This window comes from Noviherbaspirillum agri (genome assembly GCF_054780595.1).
In genome coordinates this window covers 369,828-394,579 of sequence record NZ_BAAGWA010000001.1, presented here as the reverse complement: position 1 = coordinate 394,579, position 24,752 = coordinate 369,828, and the positions used below count along the sequence as shown (strand labels likewise).

Below are 24,752 nucleotides of genomic sequence, written 5' to 3'. Positions count from 1 at the left end.
ACTGGGGGACCGCTCCTTGAACCGCTACTCCGGATACCTCATGGCCCACTTTGACGTATTCAACGGCGATGCCGACGGCATCTGCTCACTGCATCAGCTGCGCCTTGCAGCGCCGTGCGAGTCGGTGCTGGTCACCGGCGTCAAGCGCGATATTGCGCTGCTGGAAAGAGTGAACGCTCATGCGGGCGACTCGGTCACCGTGCTGGACGTCTCTTCCGATGTGAACGGCGCAGCACTGCACGCCCTTCTGGAGCGCGGGGTCAAAGTGCAATATTTCGATCATCATGGCTCCGGCGAAGTTCCGGCGCATCCGGGCCTGGACGCACACATCGATACATCTCCGGCGACTTGCACCGGCATCATCGTGGACCGCTGGCTGGGAGGCCGCTTCAGGATCTGGGCAATCGTCGCCGCATTCGGCGACAACTTCCCGCAGGAAGCAGCAAAGCTTGCACAGAGCCTGTCCCTTGACGCAGAACGAACCGTTGCGCTGAAGGAACTCGGTGAGTGCATCAACTACAACGCTTACGGCGACACCGAAGACGACCTCGTCATGCGTCCGGCCGAGCTCTACACCACGCTGCGCCGCCATACCGATCCCTTCTCTTTCATGGCCGAAGAACCCTTGTTTGCGCAATTGCGCGAGGCGCGGCGCGAAGACATGGAACGCGCGCGGCAGGTTTCGCCCTGCGCCGACCTGCCCGGCGGTGCGGTCGTCGTCTTGCCGGATACGGCATGGAGCCGGCGGGTACGCGGATCGTATGCGAACCAGCGCGCCGTTTCACTGCCACAGCAGGCGCTCGCCGTCGCCACGCCCAACCTCATTGGCGGCTATACCGTCAGCGTGCGCGCGCCGCTGGCGCGGCGGCTTGGCGCGGACACGCTCTGCGCGCAGTTTCCGACCGGCAGCGGGAGGCCGGCGGCCGCAGGCATCACGCATTTGCCGCAGGACCAGTTGCCGGTGTTTATACGTGCATTTGAAAAGACCTTCGGCGCTGCCGGGACGGCCGGAACCGTCAAAGCCTCATAGAACGTCCTTTGTGTCGCCAAGGAAAAGGTTGCCCCAAAGTAGATTACGGCGCCATTTCGGCGGAGCAACGAAGCCAGCTATCCAAGGAGAAACGGGACCTCTAACGTGGGACAAAATTTCAATTGCCGTTCGGTTGCCTGAGCCAGCTATACTGCCTTCTTCTCAATTGTTCGAAATCCTCGAAGAAGGAACCCAATGGATAAGCCATACGCGCCGCAGACCTTTCTCACCGACGGCGGAGAAATGGGCGAGCGGATGCGCAATCATGATTGGTCCCGGTCACCGCTAGGTTCCCCTGATACGTGGCCGCAATCATTACGCAGTGTTGTTGGTCTGCTGCTGAATTCGAAGTTTCCGATGTTTGTTGCATGGGGGCCGGAGCTGGGCTTCCTCTACAACGATTCCTACGCACTCATCCTGGGCAACAAACATCCGGCAGCATTAGGCTGCCGTTTCCAGGACATATGGTCGGAAATTTGGGACGACCTCTATCCCATCATTACGCAGGCCATGGAAGGCAAGGCGACTTTTCACGAAAACATGCCGCTGTTAATGCGCCGCAAGGGGTATGACGAGCCGACATGGTTCACCTTTTCATATTCTCCCGTGCGCGATGAAAGCGGCGCGGTTACGGGAATGTTCTGCGCCTGCACGGAAACAACAAGTCAGGTGCTCGCCGAGCGTAACAGTGCCGAGGAGAACGAGCGGCTTCACCAGCTCTTTGAACAAGCCCCGGGCATCATGGCGGTTCTACGGGAACCCGGCCATGTTTTCGAACTGGCCAATGCGGCCTACCTCCAGTTGGTCGGGGGCCGCGATGTCGTTGGCAAAACGGTGCGCGACGCATTGCCCGAGCTGGCCGGACAAGGTTTTTATGAATTGCTGGACCACGTCTCCACGACAGGAGAGGCGCATATCGGCAGAGCGGTTTCAGTCAGGCTGCGCCGCGGACAGGACAGCCAGTTGGAAGAGCGGTTCGTTGATTTCGTTTTCCAACCTATCCACAATACGGCCGGCGGCGTCACCGGCATTTTTGTCGAGGGCAGCGATGTGACTGAAGCGGTCAGTGCGACTGCCGCGTTGCGTGAAAGCGAGCGGCGGCTGCGCCTTCTTGCCAATACGATTCCCCAGCTTGCCTGGATGGCCGATGCGGATGGCCAGGTGCACTGGTACAACGACCGCTGGTATGAATATACCGGCACCACACCTGAACAAATGAAGGAGCGGGGCTGGCAGAGCCTGCATGATCCGAACGCGCTGCCGCAAGTGCAGGAAGTATGGAACAAAGCGATTGCCACCGGCGATGCCGTTCAGTTCAGTTTTCCGCTGCGCGGTGCCGACGGCAAGTACCGACAGTTCTTTACCTCGGTTGCACCGCTACGGGATGCCTCCGGCAAGATCCTGCAATGGTTCGGCACCAATACCGATGTGACTCCGCTTGAGGAGGCGCAAAATGAACTGCGCGCCGCGAACCGGCGCAAGGACGAGTTTCTCGCGATGCTGGCGCATGAGCTGAGGAATCCGCTTGCACCGATCAGCGCAGCGGCTGAATTGTTCAAACTGAGCGGCTTCGATCCGGAGCGGCTTGGCCAGACGAGCGACATCATCACGCGCCAGGTTGCCCACATGTCCGAGCTGCTGGACGATCTGCTGGATGTATCCCGCGTGACGCGCGGACTGGTCGTCCTGCAAAAGGAAATCATCAACATTAACGGGGTTGTCGCAGATGCTGTTGAACAGGCGCATCCGCTGATCAAGTCAAAGAATCAGCACCTTGTCGTCCACGTGCCGGCAGAAGACCTCTTTCTTGAGGGAGACCGGACGAGACTGGTGCAGGTCTTTGCCAACGTCCTGAACAACGCGGCCAAGTACACCCAAGCGCATGGACATATCACCGTGCGGCTCGATGCGGGCGAAGAGGATGTCGAATTCAGCGTGCAGGATAACGGCATCGGCATTACGCAGGAGCTGCTGCCACATATCTTCGGACTGTTCACGCAGGCCGAAAGATCGCCGGACCGGGCCCAAGGCGGGCTGGGATTGGGGCTCGCACTGGTGAAAAGCCTTGCGGAGCTGCATGGCGGAAGCGTCTGTGCGCAGAGTGAAGGCCTTGGAAAGGGAAGCCGGTTCGCCGTGCGCCTGCCACGACTGCCTGTCAACACAAACACGCAGGAAATCCGGCAACGCAATGCCGCCGCGCCCAGACGCAGCGATCCGTTGCGCCTGATGGTCGTGGACGATAATGCGGATGCCGCAAAGGTGCTGTCCCTGCTTCTGGAAACGGTAGGCCACCAGGTGGCTGTCGAATTCAGTGCAAGCAGTGCGATCGAACGTGCGCGCCGTCAGGCCCCCGAGATGCTGTTTCTCGATATCGGGCTGCCGGATATGGACGGCTACGAGCTTGTCAGGCGGCTGCGCGCAATGCCGGAGACGGCGCAATCCGTGCTCGTCGCTGTGACCGGTTATGGCCAGCCCGAAGACCGGGAACGTGCAAGGGAAGCCGGATTTGACCATCACCTGGTCAAGCCGGTGAAGCTGGCCGCGATTCTCGGCTTGCTTGCCGACTTCGAAAGCGCGCGGCGCACCTTGCCCCAGCTGTAACGCGTGAATGGTGCGCGTTACTGGTGCGGATCACATCGGAATAAGTTTTAGTGTGTCGGATCCAGCTCGAGCAGCACTGCCGCCGGGGCGTACTCGGCCGACAGGCAAAACGGCAATGGCGACCGGGAGGCGTTCGCACTATGGCGCCCGGCGGAGATGCGGTGAACTTGCGCGCCCGGCTCCGCCGCGACGTGGGTGGGATCGAGTTCATACAGATGGACGATGCGGTGTTCCGAAGCCGGCCATGCAGCCAGGAAACTGGTGAACTCGTGTTCAGCGTGAATCAACATTGCAGTGTTCCCAAGAAGTAAAAACAAGCGCGATCATCAATCGGTCCGGGTCAGGCCCGGGCGGTCAATTCACGCATGCCTAAGCTTACTCCTCGGACGCTGCGCTGCAGCAACATGACCAACTAAAAGTTGCATCTACGCGACATCTTTTTTGCGTTGCAAAACAGTTAAGTCCTTGAATAAAAAGCAAATTTTATCCAGCCCAGGAACGGATAAATGCTTGATTTCTCTCGGTTTCTCTCATGCTGCGTCGCAACTTTCCGTATGAAAAAAACCATCCATTGGCAAACCCGACACGCGCAATCCGGCAACGGTCGCCATTGTCATGCGACACCGATGTCGTTTCATATCCGGTCCTCCTTGGTTGGGTGTTAGCGCGCTGCCCTGCCCTGCGTGCGCCGCGTATGACCGTATCGCACCAATGCCGCCTCAAAATCTGTAAACGCCCTTGTATCGCCCCCGTCCTGCTCCCATCGCTGCTGCAGTTCCTGAAGAACATGCGCGCGGCTGCGCAGCCGGGAGGAAACGTAATGCAGTTGCTGCGCGGCCGCGACCACACGATCGGATGGCAGGGGCGCAGCCTTATACCAGATGCCGCGCAGTTCACGCAGGAAGATGTTGACGGTGACGTCACCGATGCCTTTGCCCAGCCCCTTGAGCCTGCGCTCGAGGTCGTCAGGATCGCTTACCGCTGCATGCAGCAGATTCAGGTCGCCCCTGTATTCGTGCAGCAGCGCTCGGTTGACTTCGAGCAGCTTGGTCGCCGTCTTGAAGTCGTAGCGAGCGTAGCCGCCCCGATCCAGCACTTCAACCAGACGGTCCCAGCCCGCATCGACAATCCTTTTCGGCGTAAGAAGGCGGGCGTGCTCGAACTCGCGATACGTGCGTTCCGCAAGCTCCTCGGAAATCCTCGCCCCGAACAGGATGGCGGCAAGGAACCATTGTTGGATCTCCGCCGCGCTCCCATCGGACAGGTCGATGCCCAGTTCCGCCGAATAGGTGCCGCCAAGCTGCGTGACAAGTTGGGCGGGATGGATTGGGTGCATTGTGCGCTTTACATGCCACTGGAAAAGCGGTCAGCTACCCGTCAGCTGCCGGTCAATCGCCTTGACTGGGCTTGTGCACCAGCACCGGGATCCTGCTGTGCACCAGCACCTTCAGCGTCTCGCTGCCGGGAAGCTGCTGCTCCCCGCCCTTCCAGCCATGCGACGCCATGTAGATCAGGTCGCAATGCGTCTGCTCTGCCGTCTTGATAATGCCGAGATACGGCTCATCCGCCTTCACCAGCTTGCAAGTGCACGGGACCTCTTCGGCCAGCGCACTGTTCGAGATAAAGGCAAGGTGCTCGTTCGCAAACTTCTCGAACAAGGCATGGCGCCGGTCAATGAAGTGCGCGTCATGATGCATCCATGCTTCCAGCTGGTCGGGATGCGGAGAAGGAAGGACATGGACACCGACCACGGTGGCGCCCGTGTTCTTTGCAAACAGGATGCCGCTCGTCACGGCTTGCCTTGACAATGCCGAGCCATCGGTCGGCAACAGGATGTGCTTGTACATGACGCTCCTTTCCGTTCATCAGACCAGGTGCGCTGCGCGCGACGGCGTTGTTCGAGCCCACTCCAGCAAGCCATCCGCAGCCGGAACTTCGGCGGCATCGCGCTTTCGGCCCACGATGGAACCACGATGCAGCCTGCTTCCATGGTAGCAAACAGCGCGGCGCGCTTTTAGCTGAAACAACAGCGGTACATCATGCGGCCAAGGCTGTCTTGCCTGGCGCAAAGCGTCGTTCCATCACGCCACAGGTCGCTCCGACATGACGATGGTCGGTGCCGCAACAGCCGCCGACCACCGTCATCCGCGGCAGGAAGCGGTACAAGGCGCCGTACGCGTCTCCGAGCTCGCCGGGATTGCCATCGTCCAGGTCGGCCGCCTCATCCAGTTCCGCATGGCTGCGCCGGGATGCATTTGCGCGCAAGCCGCGAATCCTGTCGGTCCATGCGCCGCCCTCCTCAAGCCGCTGTGCAAAATGTGTCGGGTGCGCGCAGTTGAGCATGTAGTACACGGCATACGCATCAGTCTCGTCATCGGTGCGGACAATCGCATCCTGCAAGGTATCGCCGGATGGCAAACGTCCGTCGGTCTCCAGAGTGAAGGAGATTGCGACCGGAATGCCGCACGCCTTCGCAGCCTTGACGATGCCGATTGCTTCCTCGACATAGTTCATCGTGAATGCGGCGGCCATGTCGGCATCCGTCCGGGCAAAGCATGTCACCTGCGCCCGGTGATAGTTCTCTGCCTGCGCCACCGTCATCCGCAAGTCAGGCCGGTAACCGTCACCGCGCGGGCCCAGGTTGCCGCTGATGACGATGGGCGTTGCGGGCGTCTCGTACGCGGCACGGATGCGCAGCAGCAACGAGATCGCCTTGCGGTTCGCATCATTCAACGCGGCATCGTCGTAGCCGAGCTTCGCTCCCCAGTCAGGATTGGCACGCCAGGTCGGCGCTTCCAGCACGAGGCCCACACCGCGTTCGGCCGCCATGTCGGCGTAGCGGCGGTAGTAATGCTCGAGCACCGCGGTCCCCGCTTCGTCTTTCAGCAGGTCGAATGCGGCAAAGTACGGCAGGTCGATGCCCTCGTGAAAGATCAGCGTGGTTTCGAGCCCGCCATCGGTGATGAAGAGGCGGTCACTCAGCTGCGGCAGGCGTTGGCGATATTGGCTCATGATGTGTCTCCTTCAGACAGGTGGTGGCGATACGTCGTGCATCGGCGCAGGAAAGCTTGCACTGTGAGGCGATCCGCACTGTCAAAGCCGGTAGCGGCGCAGATCCTTGCCCCCGGAAGCAGCAACCAGGACATGCGCAGAACGCGGCAGGGAAACGTCGGGGCATTGGCATTGCGTGTCTGGCTACTTCGATGCGAGCCTTCAAGGTAAACCCGGCATGCCCCTGCCACTAAAGCCATTTCGGTAATCAACCGGACATATCGGCCATGGATGACAAAGCACCGATACAGGTCGCGATCCTAGCGTTCCCGGAAACCTCGGCCTCCGTGGTTTACGGCATGTACGACCTGTTCATGTCAGCGGGGCGCGACTGGCACGTCATCTGCGAGGGATCACCGGGCAGGCAGGTGATCCTGCCGAAAATCCTGTCCTGCCATGGCAGTGCATTCGTAATAGGAAACAATGTACGGGTGTCACCGGAAGGCGGACTGGACCTGTGCGCGCAGATGGATGTGGTATGTGTGCCCGAGCTGACGGTGCCTCCGGGCGAACCGCTTGACGGACGCTTTCGAGAGGAAATCGACTGCCTGCGCAGAAGTTACGCCGCCGGCAAGATCGTGGCAACCGCCTGTTCCGGCGCCATCCTTCTTGCCGAGGCGGGTCTGCTCGACGGCTGCGAGGCGACGACGCACTGGGCTTATTGCGACCTGATGAGCCGCCGCTATCCCAACATCAAGGTCCGACGCCAGCGCGCGCTCGTTGCGTCGGGCGAAGGACAGCGGCTGATCATGGCAGGTGGCGGCACTACCTGGCTGGATCTGGCGCTCTATCTCATCGCACGCCTGTGCAGCGTCGACATCGCAATGCAGACCGCTCGCCTGAACATGATCGACTGGCACGACATCGGGCAACAGCCCTTCGCCCGTCTCGCGCAAACGCGGCAGACGGAAGATGCGCTGATCGCGCGCTGCCAGCGATGGATCGCCGACCATTACGCGGAACCTGCGCCGGTCAATGCAATGATTGCGCTGTCCGGAATCGCGGAGCGCTCCTTCAAGCGGCGTTTTCAGCAGGCGACCGGCATGTCGCCGCTCGAATACGTGCATACGCTGCGGCTCGAAGAAGCCAAGCAGATGCTGGAATCCGGCAAGCAGCCTGTGGAAGAGATTGCGAACGAAGTGGGTTATGAAGACGCCGGCTTTTTCAGCCGGCTGTTCCGGCGCCACGTCAACCTGACACCGGCGCAATACCGCAGACGCTTCGGCGCATTGCGCCACGCCATCGAGCATGGCGGATGAAGGAACGGGTCAGGCGTCGGGATGCCTTGCCAGTTCAATGTCCTGCGACCGATACCGGCCGCCATTCGTCGATCTCCTCCGCGCGCAAGACAACCGGCGTGCCGCGATCGAGGTGATAGAAGCACCAGCTTGCCACGCTCCATCGCGCCTCGAACTCACCCTTTGGTGTCGTGACAATGCAAAGCTCTCCTTCTTTCAGGTGCGATAACGCACTTCCTGTTTTCATTTCATCTCCCCTCCTTTCCTGGCAAGGATTGCGAACACAACATCCCTCGCCTTCCGTTCCGCTCGCCGTTCCTACAACGGCGATGCCGAGGAACTAACTGTACAAACATACAGTCCACCATGCAAGCGTTGATTGACTGTCAGCAGAGGAGAAACAAATGGACAAGCGAACGCAAGAGGATGCGCAGCAGAGCAACATGGTGAAGGATCCGAAAGACTGGACGACCGGCGACGAGCCGATGACAGGCGCCCAGCGGTCCTACCTGAAAACACTGTCCGAGGAAGCAGGCGAAGAGATGGATGACACGCTGACGAAAGCACAGGCTTCCGAGCGCATCGATGAATTGCAGCAAAAGACAGGCCGCGGCATGGACAGCGGCGCGCGCCACTGATCGCTCGGTGCCGTGCACAGCTTATTCACATTTGCTGTGGTCAATACTGTGGATAAGTAGGGATAAGCCACCTTATGTCCATGATCTCTAAGGAAATTTTTCCGTTGAGTAAAATCAAGGCAGGTGGCTGACCGACTGTCGAAACGTGCGCAGACGGCCCGGCGTGGCATCGCCCTCTTGCGAGGCGGTGTCAAACAAGCAATCCGCCACGGAATGACACACCGACCACGACGAAGAGCACGGACACCGTCGTGACAAGAGCCACCCTGCGCGCCAATGCAGGCAGCGTTTCTGCGCTGAGCGTCGGAATGATGCGCAAGCGCGCATCCAGCGCCGTGATCAGCGTAATTGCCAGCAGCGCCAGTTTGAACGTAATGAGCATCGCCGGCGCGCTCGAAAGGGAAAACCACATCCGCACGTCGGGCACCATCGACTGCGCCATCCACAGACCGGACGCGATCTGGATCAACAGCGCCGGCATGCCGACGCGCTCGAATCCCGACTCGAACGCCAGGAGGATTGTCGGGTCGCGCGCAGCGAGCGCACGCGGCAGCACCGTCGTCGCGAGCACCAGATGACCGCCGGTCCAGACGGTGGCGGCTAGGATGTGAAGCAGGAGAATGTAGCTGTACATCGCAGGAGGGGTGTTTGCCGTTGGGCTTCTGTTGAGGATGGAGTATTTTAGGTTGCTTCACGTTAATCCGTGAAGCAACTTAGCTTTCCACCCAGCAGAGGTAAAGGGGGATAGCGGACGGCGAGGCATCCGCCGGAAGGCCGGGAATGATCGGCAGGAAAACCTGAAGCGGAATCCAGAATCAGCGCTACCTTCCCGCGCTTGCATCCGGGCCAGCGTGCGCCGGCTCGGTGCGACGGCAGCGCGTCGCTCAACGACTTTGCGCCATGGGGAAGAACAGCTGCTGGCCATCGACGCGGAACTCGCCGATGCGCTGCTGGCCGGCTGGCGAGGTGATCCACTTGACCAGTTGCATCGCCCCCTTGTAGTTGGCGTCCGGGTGCTTTGCCGGGTTGACGGCGATGATGCCGTAGGGGTTGAACATTTTTTCGTCGCCCTCGACGGCCACTGTCAGTCCTGTCTTTGCGCGGTAAGCAACGTAGGTGGCGCGATCGGTCAGCGTGTAGGCCTGCATTTCCTGCGCCATCGTCAGTACCTGTCCCATGCCGAGCCCGGCGGAGACGTAGTTGCTGCCTGACGGTTTCACACCGGCCTCCTTCCAGTAAGCCTGCTCCATCTGGTCGGTACCGGAATTGTCGCCGCGAGAAATGAAGCGCGCATTGGTGTCGACGATCTTCTTCATCGCTGCGATGACGTCCTTCATGCCGCGGATGCCGGCGGGATCATTATCCGGCCCGACGATGATGAAGTCGTTGTACATCACGTCGCGGCGGTTGACGCCATAGCCTTCCATCACGAACCGGTCCTCCGCCTTGCGTGCGTGCACGAGTGTTACGTCGACGTCGCCGTTCTTTGCCAGCTCCAGCGCCTTACCGGTGCCCACCGCGATCACCTGCACCTTCAGTCCGGATTCCGCCTCGAAGGACGGCAGCAGGTATTGCAGCAGGCCGGAGTTGTCCGTGCTGGTCGTCGTGGACAGGCGAAGCACCTGCTGCGCCGATACCGGAAGCTGTGCCAGCAGCAAAACGGCGGCAAGTGCCGCCGCCCGGGAAAGACGTGATCTGAATGCGCTCAACATGCCAGCTTCTCCTTGTCGACAGGTGTCCATCTTCAGGAGTTTCAGGAAGCGCGATGAAGAGATATCTCAAAATCCAGTCGAGAATCGCCCTGCCATAGCGGTGCAGGAAACGAGGTACAGAGGAAGCCGGGAACGCTTCACAAAGGAGAGACTGCCGAAGCGCCACGATGCAGCATGAATGCACTGCGGCCGCAGAGCTTTCATCACCGTGCGGACTCAATCACATCTTCAGGCGCTTCATTCACGCTATCGCCGCGGACCTTGTTGACCGGTACGCGCCTCGACATGCGAGAAATTCGCCTCGGCCGCCTGCATGCGCAGGCCGATATCGGCCATGTCGAGGTGTGCCTGTTGCAGCTTCGGGAAAAACTGCGTTTCCTCTTCCTGCATGTGGTGCAGCGTGATGTCGATGACCTGCCGCAACAACTGCTCTGCCTGCGGGTCGTCAAGCGGCGCCGTCCGCAGAGGCTGCAGCATGTCATCCGTTCTCTGGTGCTCTTGCAGGAAGTGGTCGATCATCGCCGGATCGACGTCGCGCACCGCCGGATAAAACGCACTTTCTTCCAGCTGCGTGTGGCTGTCGAGCAGCAACAGGATCTGCAATGCCGCCTGCTTCCTGACTTCCTCGTCCTGGCTGCGTGTAAAGGCGTCCGCCAGCTTGCGGAACAGGTTGTGGTCCCGCAGCAGCGCTTCGACCGGCCGGTCCACGGGAAAGGCGCCACGGTTTTCGCTCATCTCGGTATCCATTCTGGCCTCCATTACTCAGCTTAGTTGCAGCGACAAGCAGGTTCGATGAAGGGGCAAGTCCAAAGTTCAGAACGAACGGCGACGGTCAACGACGGACAACCACAGAAGCCGCGAACGTTCCCATTCACGCAACGCGCATGCGATTCTGGCGTGCCTGCAGCCGGCCGTCCTGCAACTTCAGCCGTTGCACACCGGGCAAGGCGATCAGGTCGCGGTCGTGGCAGGCCATGATGACGCTGCTGCCTGCGGCGACCAGCGAAGGAATCAAGGCGATGACCTGCTCGCGTGCGGCGCCGTCGAGGCTGGAGGTCGGCTCGTCCAGCAACAGCAATTTCGGCTCCAGCACCTTGGCGCGGGCCAGCGCCACGCGCTGCTTCTCGCCGCCGGACAAGGTGTGCGGCTTGCTCGCATGCAAATGGGCGACGCCCGCCCAATCCATCGCCTGCTCCACACGCCGGTCGATTTCTCGCTTCGGCAGGCCCCGTGCTCGCAGGCCGAAGGCGATATTGTCCGCAACGCCAGTGGAGAACAGTACCGGATGCTGGTGCACATACACGACCTGTTCGCGCATGGCTTTGGGATACGCGGGATGGACGGCGAGTCGTACGCTCTCCCCCATGAACTCGGCGCTGCCAACCTCGGCGCTTTCCAAACCCGCAAGAATGCGCAGCAGCGTGCTCTTCCCTGCCCCGTTCAGCCCGGTCAGCACGCAGGCGCTCGATTGCCGGATGGTCAGCACATCGATGTCGAACAGCACCCGCTCGCCGAAGGATTTCTTCAGGCGGTGAACCACGAGCAAGGATGTCATTCGCCCCCCCATCATGCGGTTCCCCGGGCCGGACGCGGATCGCCCTGCAGCAAGACCAGCAAGGCGTTAATGACGAGTGCGACAAAGACCAGCACGATACCCAGCGCAATACCCTGCGCAAACTCGCCCTTGCTGGTTTCCAGCGCAATCGCTGTGGTGATGGTGCGTGTTTCGCCGGCGATGTTCCCGCCGATCATGATGGCGCAGCCGACTTCCGAGATGACACGGCCGAAGCCGTGAATGATCGCCGCCATCATTCCGAATCGCACTTCATGCAGCACCGTGCGCATCACGCGCCAGCGGGAAGCGCCGAGCGCAATGGCCGTCTCCGCCAGCCGCGGGTCGGCGCTCTGGATGGCGGCGAGCGAAAACGCGGTAAGCACCGGCAAGGCAATCAGCATCTGGCCGGCGATGATGCCGGGCTGGGAGAACAGCCAGCGCAGCTCACCCAGCGGCCCCTGGCGCGACAGCATCAGGTAAAGCAGCAGGCCGATCAGTACGGTAGGCAGCGACAGCGCCGCCTGCGCGAGCCAGATGACAAAGCGGCGTCCCGGAAAACGGTGCATCGCAATCGCATAGCCGGCAGCGATCGCCAACGGCGTGGCGATCACCAATGCGACCAGGGAGGTCTTCAGCGAGACCCAGATGATGCGCCACAGTCCGGCATCGCCGGAAAGCAGCAGCAGGAAGGCGTCGCGGATCGAATCTGTCAGCTGCATGGATACATGCTCACATCCCGCACGGTGCCCATTTCATGCCAGCCGCAGCACATCGTCGGCCGGCGCCGCAAGCTGCGGCTCGAGGATCATGCGCTCCTTGCCGGTCAGCAGCAGGAAGTGCTTGCCAGTGCAGCGTGCCAGCAAGGACATGCCGAGCCGCTGCGCCACCATGTGCCCCATCTGCGTGGTGCCGGAGCGGGACAGCAGGAAGGGAATGCCCATCTGCGCGCCCTTGATCACCATCTCCGACGTGAGCCTGCCGGTGGTGTAGAACACCTTGTCGCCGCCCTCCACGCCGTCCAGCCACATCTTGCCGGCAATGGAATCGACCGCATTGTGGCGCCCGACGTCCTCGACGAAGTACAGCATTTCGCCGTCCGCCGAGAACAGCGCGCAGCCGTGCACGGATCCGGCCTGCTTGTAGATCGACTGCTGGGTACGGATGGTGTCGACAATGCGGTACAGCGTGGACTGCCGCAGCCGCGCCTCGGCCGACAGGCAAATCGTGTCCACCTCATCCATCAGGGAGCCGAACACCGAGCCCTGGCCGCAGCCGGTAGTCACCACCTTTTTCGCGGTGCGCTGCTCGATGTCGTCGATGCCGTGCACGGTCTTGACGGCGACTGCTTCCACGTCCCAGTCCACATGGATGGAATGAATGTCCTCGATAGAGCGCACCAGCCGCTGGTTGCGCAGGTAGCCAAGCGTCAGCGCCTCCGGTGCGCCGCCCAGCGTCATCAGCGTCACCAGTTCGCGCCGGTCGACATAGACGGTCAGCGCGCGCTCGGCAGGAATCAGGATCGACGAGGTGCGCCCGCGCTCGTCAATCGCCTCCACGCCGTAGGTGAGGCCGATGCTGGCATGGCTCAGTTGCGGAAGCCGGGGCATGGGGAGGGACATGGAATGCGTGCCTTTCTGATGGGCCTTATCCGTGCTCGCGCCCGCGGCGCGGACGCGGCTGGTAATGCGTCTGCAGGTAGTCGGCAAGCCAGGCGTAGATATCGACCGGCATCGGCACGCCGTCCGCTGCCTCGCCAGAATCCAGCATGCGGGTGCCCTCGCCATAGCTGACGGAAGCGACGACGGGCATTGCGCGTTCGTCCTCCATGCGCCACATGACGAAGACCTTGGGCTCGGGCGCGACCCAGTTTTCGAAATAGCCGTCGTTCTCGTCCGGATACAGGTCGAGCCGCAGGCCGGTTACGAGGTACTGCAACTGGTCGGCGGTCTCGCTCACCGTTTGCAGGGGCGGCAGTCCTCCCTTGTCCGCCATCACGCCAACCGCGGACCACGACGCATCCGACCAAGGATGGTTGATCTTCTGCCGCTGCATCAGCACCGCAATCGGCAGGCTGTCCATGAGCATGCTGTCCTCCTCTGTCTTTTCCTTGTCCTTCCTTGCACTGCGCCTTCTGCGCTACCAGCCCCTTGTTTGCGCCTCATTTGCGCCTCATTTACCCCTCATTTACCCTTCTCCGCCGGATTTTTCACATCCTCGCTGGGCGGCGCCGTACCTGCCTTTTCGCTGCGGATCGGCTGCTTTGCTGCCGCCGCGCCCTGCTTGCCGCCGGGCTGGCCGGACGCGCTGGATTGCGCGCCGGATGCGGAAATGCCGCTGGTTGCCTGCACCGGTGTAGGCGAGTGCGTTTTCCACCCCTTTTCCGCGGCACGCTTGCGCCAATGGTTGCTGATGCGATCCATCGATGCGGCGAGTTCCTTCTTTTCCTTTTCTGCCTGCTCGGCTGCCTGCTGCTTTTTCGCGGCGGCGGCTTGCTGCTGCTCGGGCGACGGATCCGGCAGCTTGGCCGCTGTCATGCCGGATGCGCATGCCGCTGCCAACGCGACCATGAAACGAACGATGCTGTTCTTCATTGCCGACCTCGCTATCTTTTCTCTTGCTGCGCCGGCACGCTCGGTGGTGCGCCGCCGGGTGGTGACGCTGGTGGCGCCGCCTGCGACGCTGCTGCGCCACCGGTCGCGCCGCCCATGGCCGCGCCGCTCGTATTGCCGCCCGAGCCTTCCGGCACACCCGGCGTCCCGCTCGAACCCGTGCCCGCAGCGGACTGGCCGCGCACGCCCTCCTGCGTCGCACCGCCTCCGGGCGCCGATTGCTGGGCAGGCGGCTGAGGAGGTTGCTGTGGAGGTTGCTGCTGCGAGACTTCGCCGGGAGGCGACGTACCTCCCATTGCCGCACCGCCGGTCGTGCCGCCGGAACCCTGCGGAATGCCCGGCGTGCCGGCAGGCATGGAAGCAGTGGTATTGGCAGCAGACGCGGCGCGCGCCATCACTTCGCCGCTGGTACCACCGCCTGCAGTCACCTGACCGGGGAATCCGGTCTGCTTCGCTTCCCGCTCCTGGCCCGCCCGGTCGCAGCCCGGCAGTGATACTGCAGCAAGCGGCATTGCCAGCAGCAAGCCACACAACTTCGCTGTACGGATCGTCACGATGCTCCCCTCATGAGTGCTGCCACGGGGATGTCCCCTGCGGAACGTTGTCGTAATGGCTGCCGCCCACGACCTCCTGGTACCAGAGCTCATGGTGCGTGCGTGCCCATTCCGCATCGACGGTGCCATGGCGCATCGCGTTGTAGGCGCCGGGCGTGCCGACCGTGCCGATGTAGATGTGCCCCATTGCCAGCGCGATGTAGAGCGTCGCGCCGATGATGTGCAGGTAGTCCGCCATCTGCAGCGCGTAGCGTGTCAGCCCGTAGCTGTTGGGGCTGATGCTCTTAAAGTACGGAAAATTCAGCATCAGCCCGGTAATGGACATCAGCAGGCCGAGCAGCACCAGCCCGCCCCAGAACCAGAACTTCTCGCCGGGATTGAAGAAGCCTGCCGGCATGTGCTTGTTGGTCGACAGCTTCGATGCCTGCTTCATCCAGTCCCAGTCGGTGCGGCGGAAAAAATTGCGCCGCACGAAAGTAAAGAACATCAGCAGCGAGCACAGGATGAACAGCGGGCCGACAAAGTTGTGCAGGTATTTGGAGATCACCGCAAACCAGGAGAAGACTTCATGCCCCATCCACGGCAGCATGATCTGCTTGCCAAACAGCGTGATGATGCCGGTGATGGCGAGGGTGATGAAGGTGATTGCCGTTGCCCAGTGGATCAGCCGCTGCCAGTTCGTGAAGCGCTGGATATGCTGGCCGGTTTCCCCTCGCTCCATCCGGATCGGGCCAACCGCCTTGTAGAACAGGAAGATCAGGAACGGCACCACCAGCAGCACCGTGCCAGACACGGTGGCAAACGGGCCGTTGCGCAGGTTGCGCCAGGTATTGCCACCGCGCTGCAGGATCACGTCCTGCTCGTTCATGAAGCCGGGCGGAATGATGAAATGCCGGTCAAAGTGCTGCCGCCCGGAGGCCGCCGAACCGAAGCCCGGCTGCGGCAGGCCCTGCTCCGACTGCAGGATGGTCTGCTCTTCCGCATAGGCGGGCTTTGCGCTTTCATGCGGGACGGCAGCCTGTGCCGTCGTCATCCACAACGCCAGCATCACGACCGAGGCGAGAACCAGAAGAAGCCTGCGCACGAGGGCATCTTGTACGCGGAGGTGAGGCAGTATGGCCGAGCTATGCATGTCCGACTCCTTGTTCCACGCGCCTTCCGTCACTTTCCATCACTCTTGGTCACAGTTTACGGATTGGTGCGCCGGTATTCGTTCTGCTTGTGGTTGCGGTTGGCAATCGCCGCATTCCAGGCCAGCTTGTCGTTATGAAAATACGCCGTCTGGTGCAGGTTGTCCTTCTTGCCGTTGTATTCACCGTTTCTCCACACCGGATGCTGTTCCACTTCCAGGCAGCCCGTGAGCAGGAAGGCGGCAACGGCGAGCGCAAAAAAGTTTGTGCGTGTCATGTCGGCAGCTTTCTCGGGTTGTTCTGGAAGTCGCCGGGGATGGCATTGGTCGGTTTTTCGCCGCCAATGGCCTTCGTGCGCTCGCCTGGTTTGGTCTCGTAGGCAATATCCCAGCCCCACAATTCCGGCCCGTAGCCGCGTGTTTCCACGCGTTGCTTGTAGATGCCGGCGATGATGTTGGCGTCGCCGCCGATCAGCGCCTTGGTGCCGCACTGTTCCGCGCACACCGGCAGCTTGCCCTCGCTGATGCGGTTGCGGCCGTATTTCTTGAACTCCACTTCGGAGTTGTCCGGTTCCGGCCCGCCCGCGCAGAAGGTGCACTTGTCCATCTTGCCGCGATGGTTGAAGGCGCCGGTGTCCGGAAACTGCGGCGCGCCGAAAGGACAGGCGTAGTAGCAGTAGCCGCAGCCGATGCAGGTGTCCTTGTCATGCAGCACGATGCCGTCTTCCGTGTGATAGAAGCAATCGACCGGACAGACCGCCATGCACGGCGCGTCGGTGCAGTGCATGCAGGCCACCGACATGTAGTGCTCACCCGGCATGCCGTCGTTGATCGTGACCACCCGCCGCCGGTTCACACCCCACGGCGTTTCATTCTCGTTCTTGCATGCCGTGACGCAGCCGTTGCAGTCGATGCAACGCTCCGTGTCGCAGATGAATTTCATTCTGGCTGCCATTGCGCGTCTCCGATTTCAGTCACACCCTGACCACCCGGCACAGCGACACTTTGGTCTCCTGCATCATCGTCACGATGTCGTAGCCGTAGGTCCAGCCGGTGTTCGCCGCCTCGCCGCGCACGATGGGCGCTGCGCCCTCCGGATAATTCTTCAGCTGGTCCTCGCCCATCCACCAGCCGCCGAAGTGGTAAGGCATCCACACCAGCCCCTGCGGCACGCGCGGCGTCACCATTGCATGCACCTTCAGCCGCGCGCCGGTCGGTGTTTCCACCCAGACGAATTCCTTGCTGACGACGCCGATGCGCCGCGCATCGACCGGACTGATCTCGACAAACATCGCCTGCTGCAGCTCCGCCAGCCACGGGTTGGAGCGCGTCTCGTCGCCGCCGCCTTCATATTCCACGAGGCGGCCGGAAGTCATGATCAGCGGATAGTCCTGCGCGAAGTTCTTCTGCTGCACTGCCTTGTACAGCGTCGGCAGCCGCCAGAACGCGGCCTTGTTGTCATAGGTCGGGTATTGCGCGATGAGGTCCTGGCGCGGCGTCATCAGCGGCTCGCGGTGCACCGGCACCGGGTCGGGGAAGTTCCACACATTGCAGCGCGCCCGCGCATTGCCGAACGGCGCGCAGCCGTGCTGGATCACGACGCGGATGATGCCGCCGGAGATATCCGTCTTCCAGTTCTTGCCCTCGGCCTGCGCCTGTTCCTCCGGCGTCAGGTCGCTCCACCAGCCGAGCTTCTTCAGGAACACATGGTCGAATTCCGGATAGCCGATGTCGAGTTCACTGTCCTTGGTCGTCGAGCCGTCCGCCGCCAGCAGCGTTTCGCCATTGCGCTCCACGCCCCAGTTGGCGCGGAACGGCAGGCCGCCTTCAATTACTGGCTTGGACAGGTCGTACAGGATCGGCGTGCCGGGGTGCTTGAGTTCCGGCGTGCCCCAGCACGGCCATGGCAGGCCGTAGTAGTCGCCCTTGCACGGCCCCGACTCGGCGCGCAGCGTGGTCGGGTTGAAGGTGTGCTTGTTGTTCATGTGCAGCTTCAGCCGTTCCGGCGAGCAGCCGGTGTAGCCGATGGTCCAGCAGGCGCGGTTGATCTCGCGCAGGATGTCCTCGATGACCGGCTCGTTGTTGACCACCTTGATGTTCTTGCACAGTTCTTCCGCGAAACCGAACTTCTTCGCAAACAGGTACATGATCTCGTGGTCGGTCTTGCATTCGAAGATGGGCTGGATCACCCGCTCGCGCCACTGGATGCTGCGGTTGGACGCCGTCACCGATCCCTGCGTCTCGAACTGCGTCGCCGCCGGCAGCAGGTAGACGCCATCCTTGCGCCCATGCATCGCCGCCGTCATCGTCGGATACGGATCGATCACAACCAGCATGTCGAGCTTCTGCATCGCCGCCTTCATGTCCGGCAGGCGCGTCTGGCTGTTGGGCGCATGGCCCCAGTAGATGACAGCGCGCAGCGTGTTCGGCTGGTCGACGAACTCATTCTTTTCCAGCACGCCGTCGAACCAGCGCGACACCGTCATGCCGGGCTTTTCCATCAGCTCCTTGGATGCATAGCGCGACAGCAGCCAGTTGTAATCCACGCCCCAGACATTGGCGAAATGCTTCCACGCGCCTTCCGCCAGCCCGTAGTAGCCCGGCAGCGAATCGGGGTTCGGGCCGACGTCGGTTGCGCCCTGCACGTTGTCATGGCCGCGATAGATGTTGGCCCCGCCGCCCGCGACGCCGATGTTGCCGAGCGCTAGTTGCAGGATCGACAGCGCGCGCACGTTGCCGGTGCCGACATGGTGCTGCGTGATGCCCATGCACCACACCACCGAAGAAGGCCTGTTCTTTGCCAACATCTCCGCTGCCAGCCGTACCGCCGCTTCCGGCACGCCGGTTACGTTCGATACCTTGTCGGGCGTCCACTTCGCTACTTCCTTGCGCACCTCTTCCATGCCGTAGGTACGCTCGGCAATGTACTTCTTGTCTTCCCAGCCGTTCTCGAAGATATGCCACAGTACGCCCCAGACGAAGGGGATGTCGGTGCCGGGGCGGATGCGCACATAGTGATGCGCAAAGCGTGCGGTGCGGGTAAAGCGCGGATCGACCACGATCATTTTCGCGCCCAATTCCTTCGCATGCAGGAAATGCAGCATCGAGATCGGATGCGCCTCCGACGGGTTGGACCCGATGAACATCACCGCCTTGGTCTTGTGCAAGTCGTTGAAGGAATTCGTCATCGCACCGTAGCCGTAGGTCTGCGCGACGCCGGCGACGGTGGTGGAATGGCAGATGCGCGCCTGATGGTCGGTATTGTTGCTGCCCCACATCGACACGAACTTGCGCAGCAGGTAAGACTGCTCGTTGTTGTGCTTGGAAGAACCGATCCAGAACACCGCATCCTGCCCGGCCTTCTCGCGGATCTGCAGCAGCTTGTCGCCCACCTCATTGAGCGCCTGGTCCCAGGAAATGCGCTGGTACTTGCCGTCAACCAGCTTCATCGGATAACGCAGGCGGTGTTCGCCATGGCCATGCTCGCGCAACGATGCGCCCTTTGCGCAGTGCGCGCCCATGTTGAGCGGGGAATCGAAAGCCGTGTCCTGCCGCACCCAGACACCGTTATGCACGATCGCTTCCACCGAGCAGCCGACCGAACAATGGCTGCAAACGGTGTGCTTCATTTCCGTCTTGCCAGGCGCACTGGGCGGCAACTCCTGCGCTGCCGCAGCCGGTTCGATCACATTGAACGGCAGGTGACGCGCCAGTGCACCAGCACCTGCCACGAGGCCCGCGCGGAGCAGGAAGCCGCGCCGGTCGACCGTCGCCGCCGCAGCCTGGCTGAGCCCCCGCTGAAGCGACCCGACGAGGCCGCCCGCTGTGCCACCAGTGCCACCCGTGCCACCATTGCCGCCATTTCCGTTTGCCCGATGCGGCGTGCCGGATTTCTTTACGAGGCTCATGGTTAGAACCCGACGGAACGATAGTATTTCCGGATGTGCTCGGTCTCGTGATAACCGACACTCTCCGGAGCGCTTTCTTCCTTGTCGGGAAGCGCCAGTTCCTGGGCGAGCTGCTCGCGTTTCGTCAGCAGCACCGCTGCCGCGGCCGCCGACGTGCCAATGGCGGCCAGCAAGGTGCGCCGCCGGGGAACAAACCGGAATGCACGGGAGTTGCTCATCTCGTCTGCCCTTCCATTGCGTGTTGCTGCGCATTTGCAGCGTCATCAATTGCATCGCGTTCCATGGCGAAGGCTTCCACTTCGAGCTGCAGGAACGCCTCGGCGAAGTCGGCAATATGCCGGTAGAAATAAGCGCCCTCCGGCGCCTCGCTGGGCACCTCATCGGCAGTCTCGTCGGCACGGCGGATATCATCCAGGCAGCGCGCAAACCACGGTGCGATATGCCGGGTAAAGAAGGTCTTCTGTTCCTGCGTGGTGCGGCGCGGCAGGTCCGGCGCACCGCTGATCAGCATGCACATGGCTTCGCACAGCGCGCCGAGATGGTCTTCCAGTTCGCCCGTGCCTTGCCTGCGCTGCAGGCCTAGCACAGCAAGGTCGTCGCGCAACGCCGCCAGCGGCTTTTCCATGAGAAAGCCGGCCAGGTAATACGAGGCGTAGGGATTGAGCCGTGGTGTGCCGGTGCCGATGAACAAGGCGTCAAACTGTTCCTCAACCTGCCGCAGGCTGGCGGTGCGAGCGGCGTCGATCAGCGCGTTCCATGTGCGCGCGAGCGCATTTTGCGGCTGGGCAGCCTGGAGCGGACTGGCTTCGGCAATGACGGACAGCAGCTGCGCATCCGGCGGACGCAGCAACAGGTTGGCCATCAGCGCATACATGTCGGCACGCGCCTGGTCTTCCTGTGGCAGCGGGAGGAAGGCCGCCCGGGATGAAATCGTTGCCGCTTCCGTTGCATTCATTCTTGCGAGATCCTGCGCACCACGGTGCGCGCCGTGTTTGTGAGTGACCTCGGGCAGACAACCAGCGGCATGCCGCCTCGTGCAACTGTCCTTATGCAATTGAAAGATGGAATGCAAAGATGTTCCGCTGTGGTGCGCGCATCCGGCGCACATCAACGCGTATTTTGTGGAAGATCAAAGGTGCTGCAGACAGCATCCTGGTTGTCTGCAGCAGCGGAACCCGTCGTTACAAACCCGTTACGAACCGGTCTTTCCGCTCGGCGCTTTACACATCGCGCGGACGCGACACTGACGTGACCGACATCACCTGTCCGGCCAACATCATGTCCGCCACCCGGCAATCGCCGCACATGCGCAGGCGATCGAGGTTGCCGGCAAATGCGCCGTGGCTTGCCAGCCTGCCCAGCATGTTTTCCATCATCTTCACCGTGCCGAACGGCTTGTTGCAGCGGATGCAGTGAAACGGCTCAGTCTCGTTGAGCACCACCGGCTTGCGCACCGCGTCATCCATTGCAAGACGCGGCACGAGCGTTATCGCCTGTTCCGGGCAGGTTGCGGCGCACAATCCGCACTGCACGCAGTTGCGCTCGATGAAGCGCAGCTGCGGCGAAGCGGGATTTGCATTCAGCGCTGCTTCCGGGCAGGCACCGACACACGACATGCAAAGGGTGCAGGCATCCCGGTCCACCGCCAGCGTGCCGAATGGCGCACCGGCCGGCAAGGCAATCTCCTCTTGCGACGTTGGTGCGTGGCGGAACAGGTGCTCGAAAGCGAAGTCGAGCGTCGTGCGCTTGTCCGGCAGGATATGGAAGGTGGCGTGCTGTTCCGGCGCCTGCGCCGGCGTGATGCGGGCCAGCTCCGTATCGAGTTCGAGTGCGTTCTCCACGCGCAGCAATTCGATATGCGTGCCGGCATAACCAAGCCCGGACAGGATGACTTGGGCAAAGCCGATCTGCTGAAGAAGAGCATCGAGGTATTGCGGTGCCTCGTCGCCGGTGGTGAGGATCAGGATATTGCTGGCGCCGTAAGCGATTGCGGAGAGCCAGACATCGATCCCGCAGGAAGCCACGTGATGCAATCCGAGCGGCATGACCCGCGCCGGGACGCCGCGCGCACCGCCCGCACCGGCCAGCCGGCCGAGCTGGTTGACCAGTTCTGCGCCACGCTTCCCGTCATGCAGCAGGAATGCCGGATTCCGCCCCCCTGCCTGGCGGTAAGCGGAAAGCATGGCACGCAGCCTGCTCCCCATGTCGGGCGTACGCGGATAGGCGTACGACATCGCACCGGACGGACAGACTGTGGTGCACGCACCGCATCCCGCGCACAGGTGCGGATCGACCCTGACGTGGTCGCCAATGCTGCTGATTGCCTCGGCAGAACAGATATCCACGCAGGCAGTGCAGCCTGTCTTCCGGTTGCGGCCATGCGCACAGATCTTTTCCTTGTACTGAAAGTATTTCGGCTTGCCGAATCGCCCGACCATGCCGGCCAGTGCCAGCGCCTGCTCTGCCTGCTTCGCCTCCGACGATCCGGGTGCGAAGTAGCCGTGCGGCAGTTGATGCTGTCGCAGCAAGGGTTGCTCCGACAAATCAAGAACGAGGTCGAAATCGCCACCGCGCTCGGCATCGCTGCGCGCAAAATCGATCGCCCGTACCGGCCCGCATGCCGCAACGCAATCGCGATGCGCGCGGCATGCCTCCAGGTTGATCTGGTAGCTCAGGTCGATGGCGCCTTCGGGGCAAGCCTGCAGGCAGGCATTGCATCGCGTGCACAGCTCCAGATCGATCGGGTTAGATTGCCGCCACGTGACCTTGAATTCGCCCAGCCAGCCCTGCACGCGTACATGCGAGCCGGAATAGCTTGGATAAGGCCGGTCGAGCAAAGGCTCGCCGCCATGGCCGGAGGTCAGCAGCACGCTCAGGTCCAGTTCGCCGGCCATCGCATGAAGGCGTTGCGCCCATGGAAGCGCCAATGCCGACGGTCCGATCACCAGCACCCGCCCCGCCGATTCATACTCGATCTCCGGCACCGGTTCCGGCTCGGGCAGCGCAGCGGCAGCCAGCAGCGCGGCGATTTTCGGCAACGCCTCTCTTGCCTCCGCTCCCCATCCACCGGTCTCGCGGATGTTGACGAAGCGTAGCGGTGCCACCGCCTGCTTCCGATCCGCCAGTTCCGAAAACAGCGCCTGTTCCTGCGTGCAGGCGACCACCAGCTTGTCGTTGCCGTCCAGCGCATCGAGATACTGGCCGACTTCGCGCCTACACAGTTGCGACGCAACCGGCAACGCGCCGCTGTCGAGAACACGTCCGAGCGCCGCGCCGGCAGCATTGTCGAGCGGCATGGAGCGGTTGCAATTACATACGTGAAATCTCGTTGCCATGGTCTGGGCCATCCTCCGGTTTTTCGGTGTTTTCCGTTTGTTCCTGCTGCGTGCCGTCTTCTGTCGGACTTTCGGGCGCAGGCGGGGTCAAGGAGCCGGTCCGTGCTTCGATTTCTTCATGCTGGACAGGCGGCTCCATGTCGGCGGCCTTGCTCGCGCTGCTGGCGCTGTCGCCCGTCTCCTCGATCAGCTTTTCGGGTGTGCTGTCGAACAAGGGCTGCGGATTCAACACGCCTTGTGCATGGTTCAGCGCGGCAAGCATTGCGTCGGGCAGAGGCTGGAACTTGTTGTAGTCGTCCATATAAATATCCAGCCCGTCAATCACATTGAAATGCGGATCGGAAATCATCTTTTTCATCGCCGAGCGCCGCACGGCAGGATCGACGCCTTGCGCGAGAAAGCGGCGGAAATCGGATTGCGGTGTCAGTGCCGCGACGTCTTCCATGGTGGGCGGCGGTTCCTGCACGGGCTGCGCCGCCGGTTCGTCTGTCGCGTGATCTTCCTCGGTGGTCGATGGCTGATCCTGCTGTTCCTGCCGGGCCTGCGCCTTGCGCCGCGACCAGCGCGAGAAGAAGTTTTCAGCGTCCATGCATGCCTGTCTTCATCGTGTGACGATGCTCAATATTGCGCGCAATGAAATCGCTTGTGCGTGGTGAAGCCGCCTAAGTGCATCTCGATTGATCTGGAGCAGTCCGGAAGCGCAACCGGGAAACTTCTTGCCCCGGTCCGCGAATCGACAGCCTATTGCCACCGATTTACAATGAGGCACCTTCGCTATTCCCCATTCCATGACAATCGACATCAACCAGATTAGCGGGCTCATTTTGGCCGGCGGACGCGGTACCCGCATGGGCAGTGTGGACAAGGGATTGCGGCCGTTCCGCGGCAAGCCGATGGTGGCGCATGTGATCGCACGGCTTGCGCCGCAAGTCGGTTCGCTGATGGTCAATGCCAACCAGAATATCGATACGTACAAGGGCTTTGGCCTGCCCGTGTGGCCGGACCAGCTCACCGGCTTTGAAGGCCCGCTCGCCGGCATGCAGACCGGGCTCGGTCATTGCAAGACCGACTACCTCGTCACTTCCCCTTGCGACTCTCCTTTCCTGCCGGAAGACCTGGTGGCACGCCTTGCCGCTGCGCTGGCGGAAAAGGATGCCGAAGTCGCCGTCGCCGTGACGGGCGGAGGAGACACCTTCCAGCGGCATCCGGTGTTCTGCCTGATGAAAACGTCACTGCTGCCGCACCTGACCGATTACCTGGACAAGGGCAATCGCAAGATCGAGACCTGGTACCGGTCGCTGCGCTTTGTCGAAGTGCCGTTCCCGGACGAATCCGGTTTCCGCAATATCAACACCATCGAAGAGCTCAACCGCTTCGAGCCGACCTGAACTC

General features: G+C 61.9%; 27 protein-coding genes. 5 read left to right on the top strand and 22 right to left on the bottom strand.

Translation table 11 applies throughout. The annotated features are described in order from the left end of the window. The first annotated feature begins 40 nt into the window (after nucleotides 1-40). Together ACYVIA_RS01680 and ACYVIA_RS01675 are read left to right on the top strand one after the other, a co-directional pair. Nucleotides 41-1,030, top strand: coding sequence for an acetyltransferase (locus tag ACYVIA_RS01680; RefSeq protein ID WP_460837262.1), 990 nt, complete (start codon nucleotides 41-43; stop codon nucleotides 1,028-1,030). Between the two features lie 195 nt (nucleotides 1,031-1,225). Further along, nucleotides 1,226-3,631, top strand: coding sequence for a hybrid sensor histidine kinase/response regulator (locus ACYVIA_RS01675; RefSeq protein ID WP_460837260.1), 2,406 nt, complete (start codon nucleotides 1,226-1,228; stop codon nucleotides 3,629-3,631). 47 nt (nucleotides 3,632-3,678) lie between these two features. Here the strand turns inward: ACYVIA_RS01675 and ACYVIA_RS01670 are convergent, their stop codons facing one another. From ACYVIA_RS01670 to ACYVIA_RS01655, 4 genes are all read right to left on the bottom strand, one after another. After that, the gene (locus tag ACYVIA_RS01670; RefSeq protein ID WP_460837258.1) at nucleotides 3,679-3,921 is read right to left on the bottom strand and encodes a hypothetical protein; all 243 of its coding nucleotides are present in this window, start codon (nucleotides 3,919-3,921) and stop codon (nucleotides 3,679-3,681) included. 371 nt (nucleotides 3,922-4,292) lie between these two features. Then, nucleotides 4,293-4,967 (bottom strand): hypothetical protein, encoded by a 675-nt coding sequence (locus tag ACYVIA_RS01665; protein ID WP_460837256.1) that lies wholly within the window; start codon nucleotides 4,965-4,967, stop codon nucleotides 4,293-4,295. 52 nt (nucleotides 4,968-5,019) lie between these two features. Further along, nucleotides 5,020-5,478 (bottom strand): universal stress protein, encoded by a 459-nt coding sequence (locus tag ACYVIA_RS01660; protein ID WP_460837254.1) that lies wholly within the window; start codon nucleotides 5,476-5,478, stop codon nucleotides 5,020-5,022. 190 nt (nucleotides 5,479-5,668) lie between these two features. After that, complete coding sequence (locus tag ACYVIA_RS01655; RefSeq protein WP_460837252.1) at nucleotides 5,669-6,643, bottom strand: homocysteine S-methyltransferase family protein; 975 nt, start codon at nucleotides 6,641-6,643, stop codon at nucleotides 5,669-5,671. Nucleotides 6,644-6,909: 266 nt separating this feature from the next. Between ACYVIA_RS01655 and ACYVIA_RS01650 the strand changes: the two genes are divergently transcribed. Next, nucleotides 6,910-7,941: a GlxA family transcriptional regulator gene (locus ACYVIA_RS01650; RefSeq protein ID WP_460837250.1), complete on the top strand. Its 1,032-nt coding sequence runs from the start codon at nucleotides 6,910-6,912 to the stop codon at nucleotides 7,939-7,941. A 34-nt stretch (nucleotides 7,942-7,975) separates the two neighbouring features. Here ACYVIA_RS01650 and ACYVIA_RS01645 read toward each other — a convergent pair whose 3' ends face one another. Continuing rightward, nucleotides 7,976-8,167: a hypothetical protein gene (locus tag ACYVIA_RS01645; RefSeq protein WP_460837249.1), complete on the bottom strand. Its 192-nt coding sequence runs from the start codon at nucleotides 8,165-8,167 to the stop codon at nucleotides 7,976-7,978. A 157-nt stretch (nucleotides 8,168-8,324) separates the two neighbouring features. Between ACYVIA_RS01645 and ACYVIA_RS01640 the strand changes: the two genes are divergently transcribed. Continuing rightward, nucleotides 8,325-8,558 (top strand): DUF3072 domain-containing protein, encoded by a 234-nt coding sequence (locus ACYVIA_RS01640; RefSeq protein ID WP_460837247.1) that lies wholly within the window; start codon nucleotides 8,325-8,327, stop codon nucleotides 8,556-8,558. A gap of 190 nt (nucleotides 8,559-8,748) precedes the next feature. Here the strand turns inward: ACYVIA_RS01640 and ACYVIA_RS01635 are convergent, their stop codons facing one another. The 17 genes from ACYVIA_RS01635 to ACYVIA_RS01555 all read right to left on the bottom strand — a co-directional run bounded on the left by ACYVIA_RS01635 (nucleotide 8,749) and on the right by ACYVIA_RS01555 (nucleotide 23,949). After that, complete coding sequence (locus ACYVIA_RS01635; protein ID WP_460837245.1) at nucleotides 8,749-9,192, bottom strand: CopD family protein; 444 nt, start codon at nucleotides 9,190-9,192, stop codon at nucleotides 8,749-8,751. Nucleotides 9,193-9,442: 250 nt separating this feature from the next. Continuing rightward, a complete protein-coding gene (locus ACYVIA_RS01630) occupies nucleotides 9,443-10,270 on the bottom strand; it encodes an ABC transporter substrate-binding protein (protein WP_460837242.1) in 828 nt (275 codons plus the stop codon). Between the two features lie 246 nt (nucleotides 10,271-10,516). Then, nucleotides 10,517-11,017 carry a hemerythrin domain-containing protein gene (locus ACYVIA_RS01625; protein ID WP_460837240.1) on the bottom strand — a complete coding sequence of 167 codons (501 nt, stop codon included), beginning with the start codon at nucleotides 11,015-11,017 and terminating at the stop codon, nucleotides 10,517-10,519. A 124-nt stretch (nucleotides 11,018-11,141) separates the two neighbouring features. Continuing rightward, nucleotides 11,142-11,825: an energy-coupling factor ABC transporter ATP-binding protein gene (locus ACYVIA_RS01620; protein WP_460837238.1), complete on the bottom strand. Its 684-nt coding sequence runs from the start codon at nucleotides 11,823-11,825 to the stop codon at nucleotides 11,142-11,144. 11 nt (nucleotides 11,826-11,836) lie between these two features. Then, nucleotides 11,837-12,544 (bottom strand): ABC transporter permease, encoded by a 708-nt coding sequence (locus ACYVIA_RS01615; RefSeq protein WP_460837237.1) that lies wholly within the window; start codon nucleotides 12,542-12,544, stop codon nucleotides 11,837-11,839. A gap of 33 nt (nucleotides 12,545-12,577) precedes the next feature. Beyond that, nucleotides 12,578-13,432, bottom strand: a complete 855-nt coding sequence (locus tag ACYVIA_RS01610) for a formate dehydrogenase accessory sulfurtransferase FdhD (protein WP_460837626.1) — start codon at nucleotides 13,430-13,432, stop codon at nucleotides 12,578-12,580. Between the two features lie 37 nt (nucleotides 13,433-13,469). Then, nucleotides 13,470-13,910 carry a DUF3305 domain-containing protein gene (locus ACYVIA_RS01605; RefSeq protein WP_460837236.1) on the bottom strand — a complete coding sequence of 147 codons (441 nt, stop codon included), beginning with the start codon at nucleotides 13,908-13,910 and terminating at the stop codon, nucleotides 13,470-13,472. 95 nt (nucleotides 13,911-14,005) lie between these two features. Continuing rightward, complete coding sequence (locus tag ACYVIA_RS01600) at nucleotides 14,006-14,416, bottom strand: hypothetical protein (RefSeq protein WP_460837235.1); 411 nt, start codon at nucleotides 14,414-14,416, stop codon at nucleotides 14,006-14,008. 11 nt (nucleotides 14,417-14,427) lie between these two features. Then, complete coding sequence (locus ACYVIA_RS01595; RefSeq protein WP_460837233.1) at nucleotides 14,428-14,988, bottom strand: hypothetical protein; 561 nt, start codon at nucleotides 14,986-14,988, stop codon at nucleotides 14,428-14,430. Nucleotides 14,989-14,998: 10 nt separating this feature from the next. Then, nucleotides 14,999-16,072 (bottom strand): formate dehydrogenase subunit gamma, encoded by a 1,074-nt coding sequence (locus ACYVIA_RS01590; RefSeq protein ID WP_460837230.1) that lies wholly within the window; start codon nucleotides 16,070-16,072, stop codon nucleotides 14,999-15,001. Between the two features lie 104 nt (nucleotides 16,073-16,176). Further along, nucleotides 16,177-16,395: a hypothetical protein gene (locus ACYVIA_RS01585; protein ID WP_460837228.1), complete on the bottom strand. Its 219-nt coding sequence runs from the start codon at nucleotides 16,393-16,395 to the stop codon at nucleotides 16,177-16,179. Beyond that, nucleotides 16,392-17,072, bottom strand: coding sequence for a formate dehydrogenase FDH3 subunit beta (gene fdh3B, locus ACYVIA_RS01580; RefSeq protein ID WP_460837227.1), 681 nt, complete (start codon nucleotides 17,070-17,072; stop codon nucleotides 16,392-16,394). The genes ACYVIA_RS01585 and fdh3B overlap by 4 nt, the downstream gene beginning before the upstream one ends. A gap of 19 nt (nucleotides 17,073-17,091) precedes the next feature. After that, nucleotides 17,092-20,025 carry a formate dehydrogenase subunit alpha gene (locus tag ACYVIA_RS01575; RefSeq protein WP_460837225.1) on the bottom strand — a complete coding sequence of 978 codons (2,934 nt, stop codon included), beginning with the start codon at nucleotides 20,023-20,025 and terminating at the stop codon, nucleotides 17,092-17,094. A gap of 2 nt (nucleotides 20,026-20,027) precedes the next feature. Continuing rightward, nucleotides 20,028-20,243, bottom strand: coding sequence for a formate dehydrogenase (locus ACYVIA_RS01570; protein ID WP_460837224.1), 216 nt, complete (start codon nucleotides 20,241-20,243; stop codon nucleotides 20,028-20,030). Next, nucleotides 20,240-20,980 (bottom strand): TorD/DmsD family molecular chaperone, encoded by a 741-nt coding sequence (locus ACYVIA_RS01565; RefSeq protein ID WP_460837222.1) that lies wholly within the window; start codon nucleotides 20,978-20,980, stop codon nucleotides 20,240-20,242. The genes ACYVIA_RS01570 and ACYVIA_RS01565 overlap by 4 nt, the downstream gene beginning before the upstream one ends. A gap of 265 nt (nucleotides 20,981-21,245) precedes the next feature. Continuing rightward, entirely contained in the window at nucleotides 21,246-23,321 is a 2,076-nt protein-coding gene (locus ACYVIA_RS01560; RefSeq protein WP_460837220.1) for a 4Fe-4S binding protein, read from the bottom strand. Nucleotides 23,322-23,334: 13 nt separating this feature from the next. Further along, complete coding sequence (locus ACYVIA_RS01555; protein ID WP_460837218.1) at nucleotides 23,335-23,949, bottom strand: DUF3306 domain-containing protein; 615 nt, start codon at nucleotides 23,947-23,949, stop codon at nucleotides 23,335-23,337. A 199-nt stretch (nucleotides 23,950-24,148) separates the two neighbouring features. Between ACYVIA_RS01555 and mobA the strand changes: the two genes are divergently transcribed. Further along, on the top strand, nucleotides 24,149-24,748 hold the full coding sequence (gene mobA, locus ACYVIA_RS01550) for a molybdenum cofactor guanylyltransferase MobA (protein ID WP_460837216.1): 600 nt from the start codon (nucleotides 24,149-24,151) through the stop codon (nucleotides 24,746-24,748). The last annotated feature ends 4 nt before the right edge of the window (nucleotides 24,749-24,752 follow it).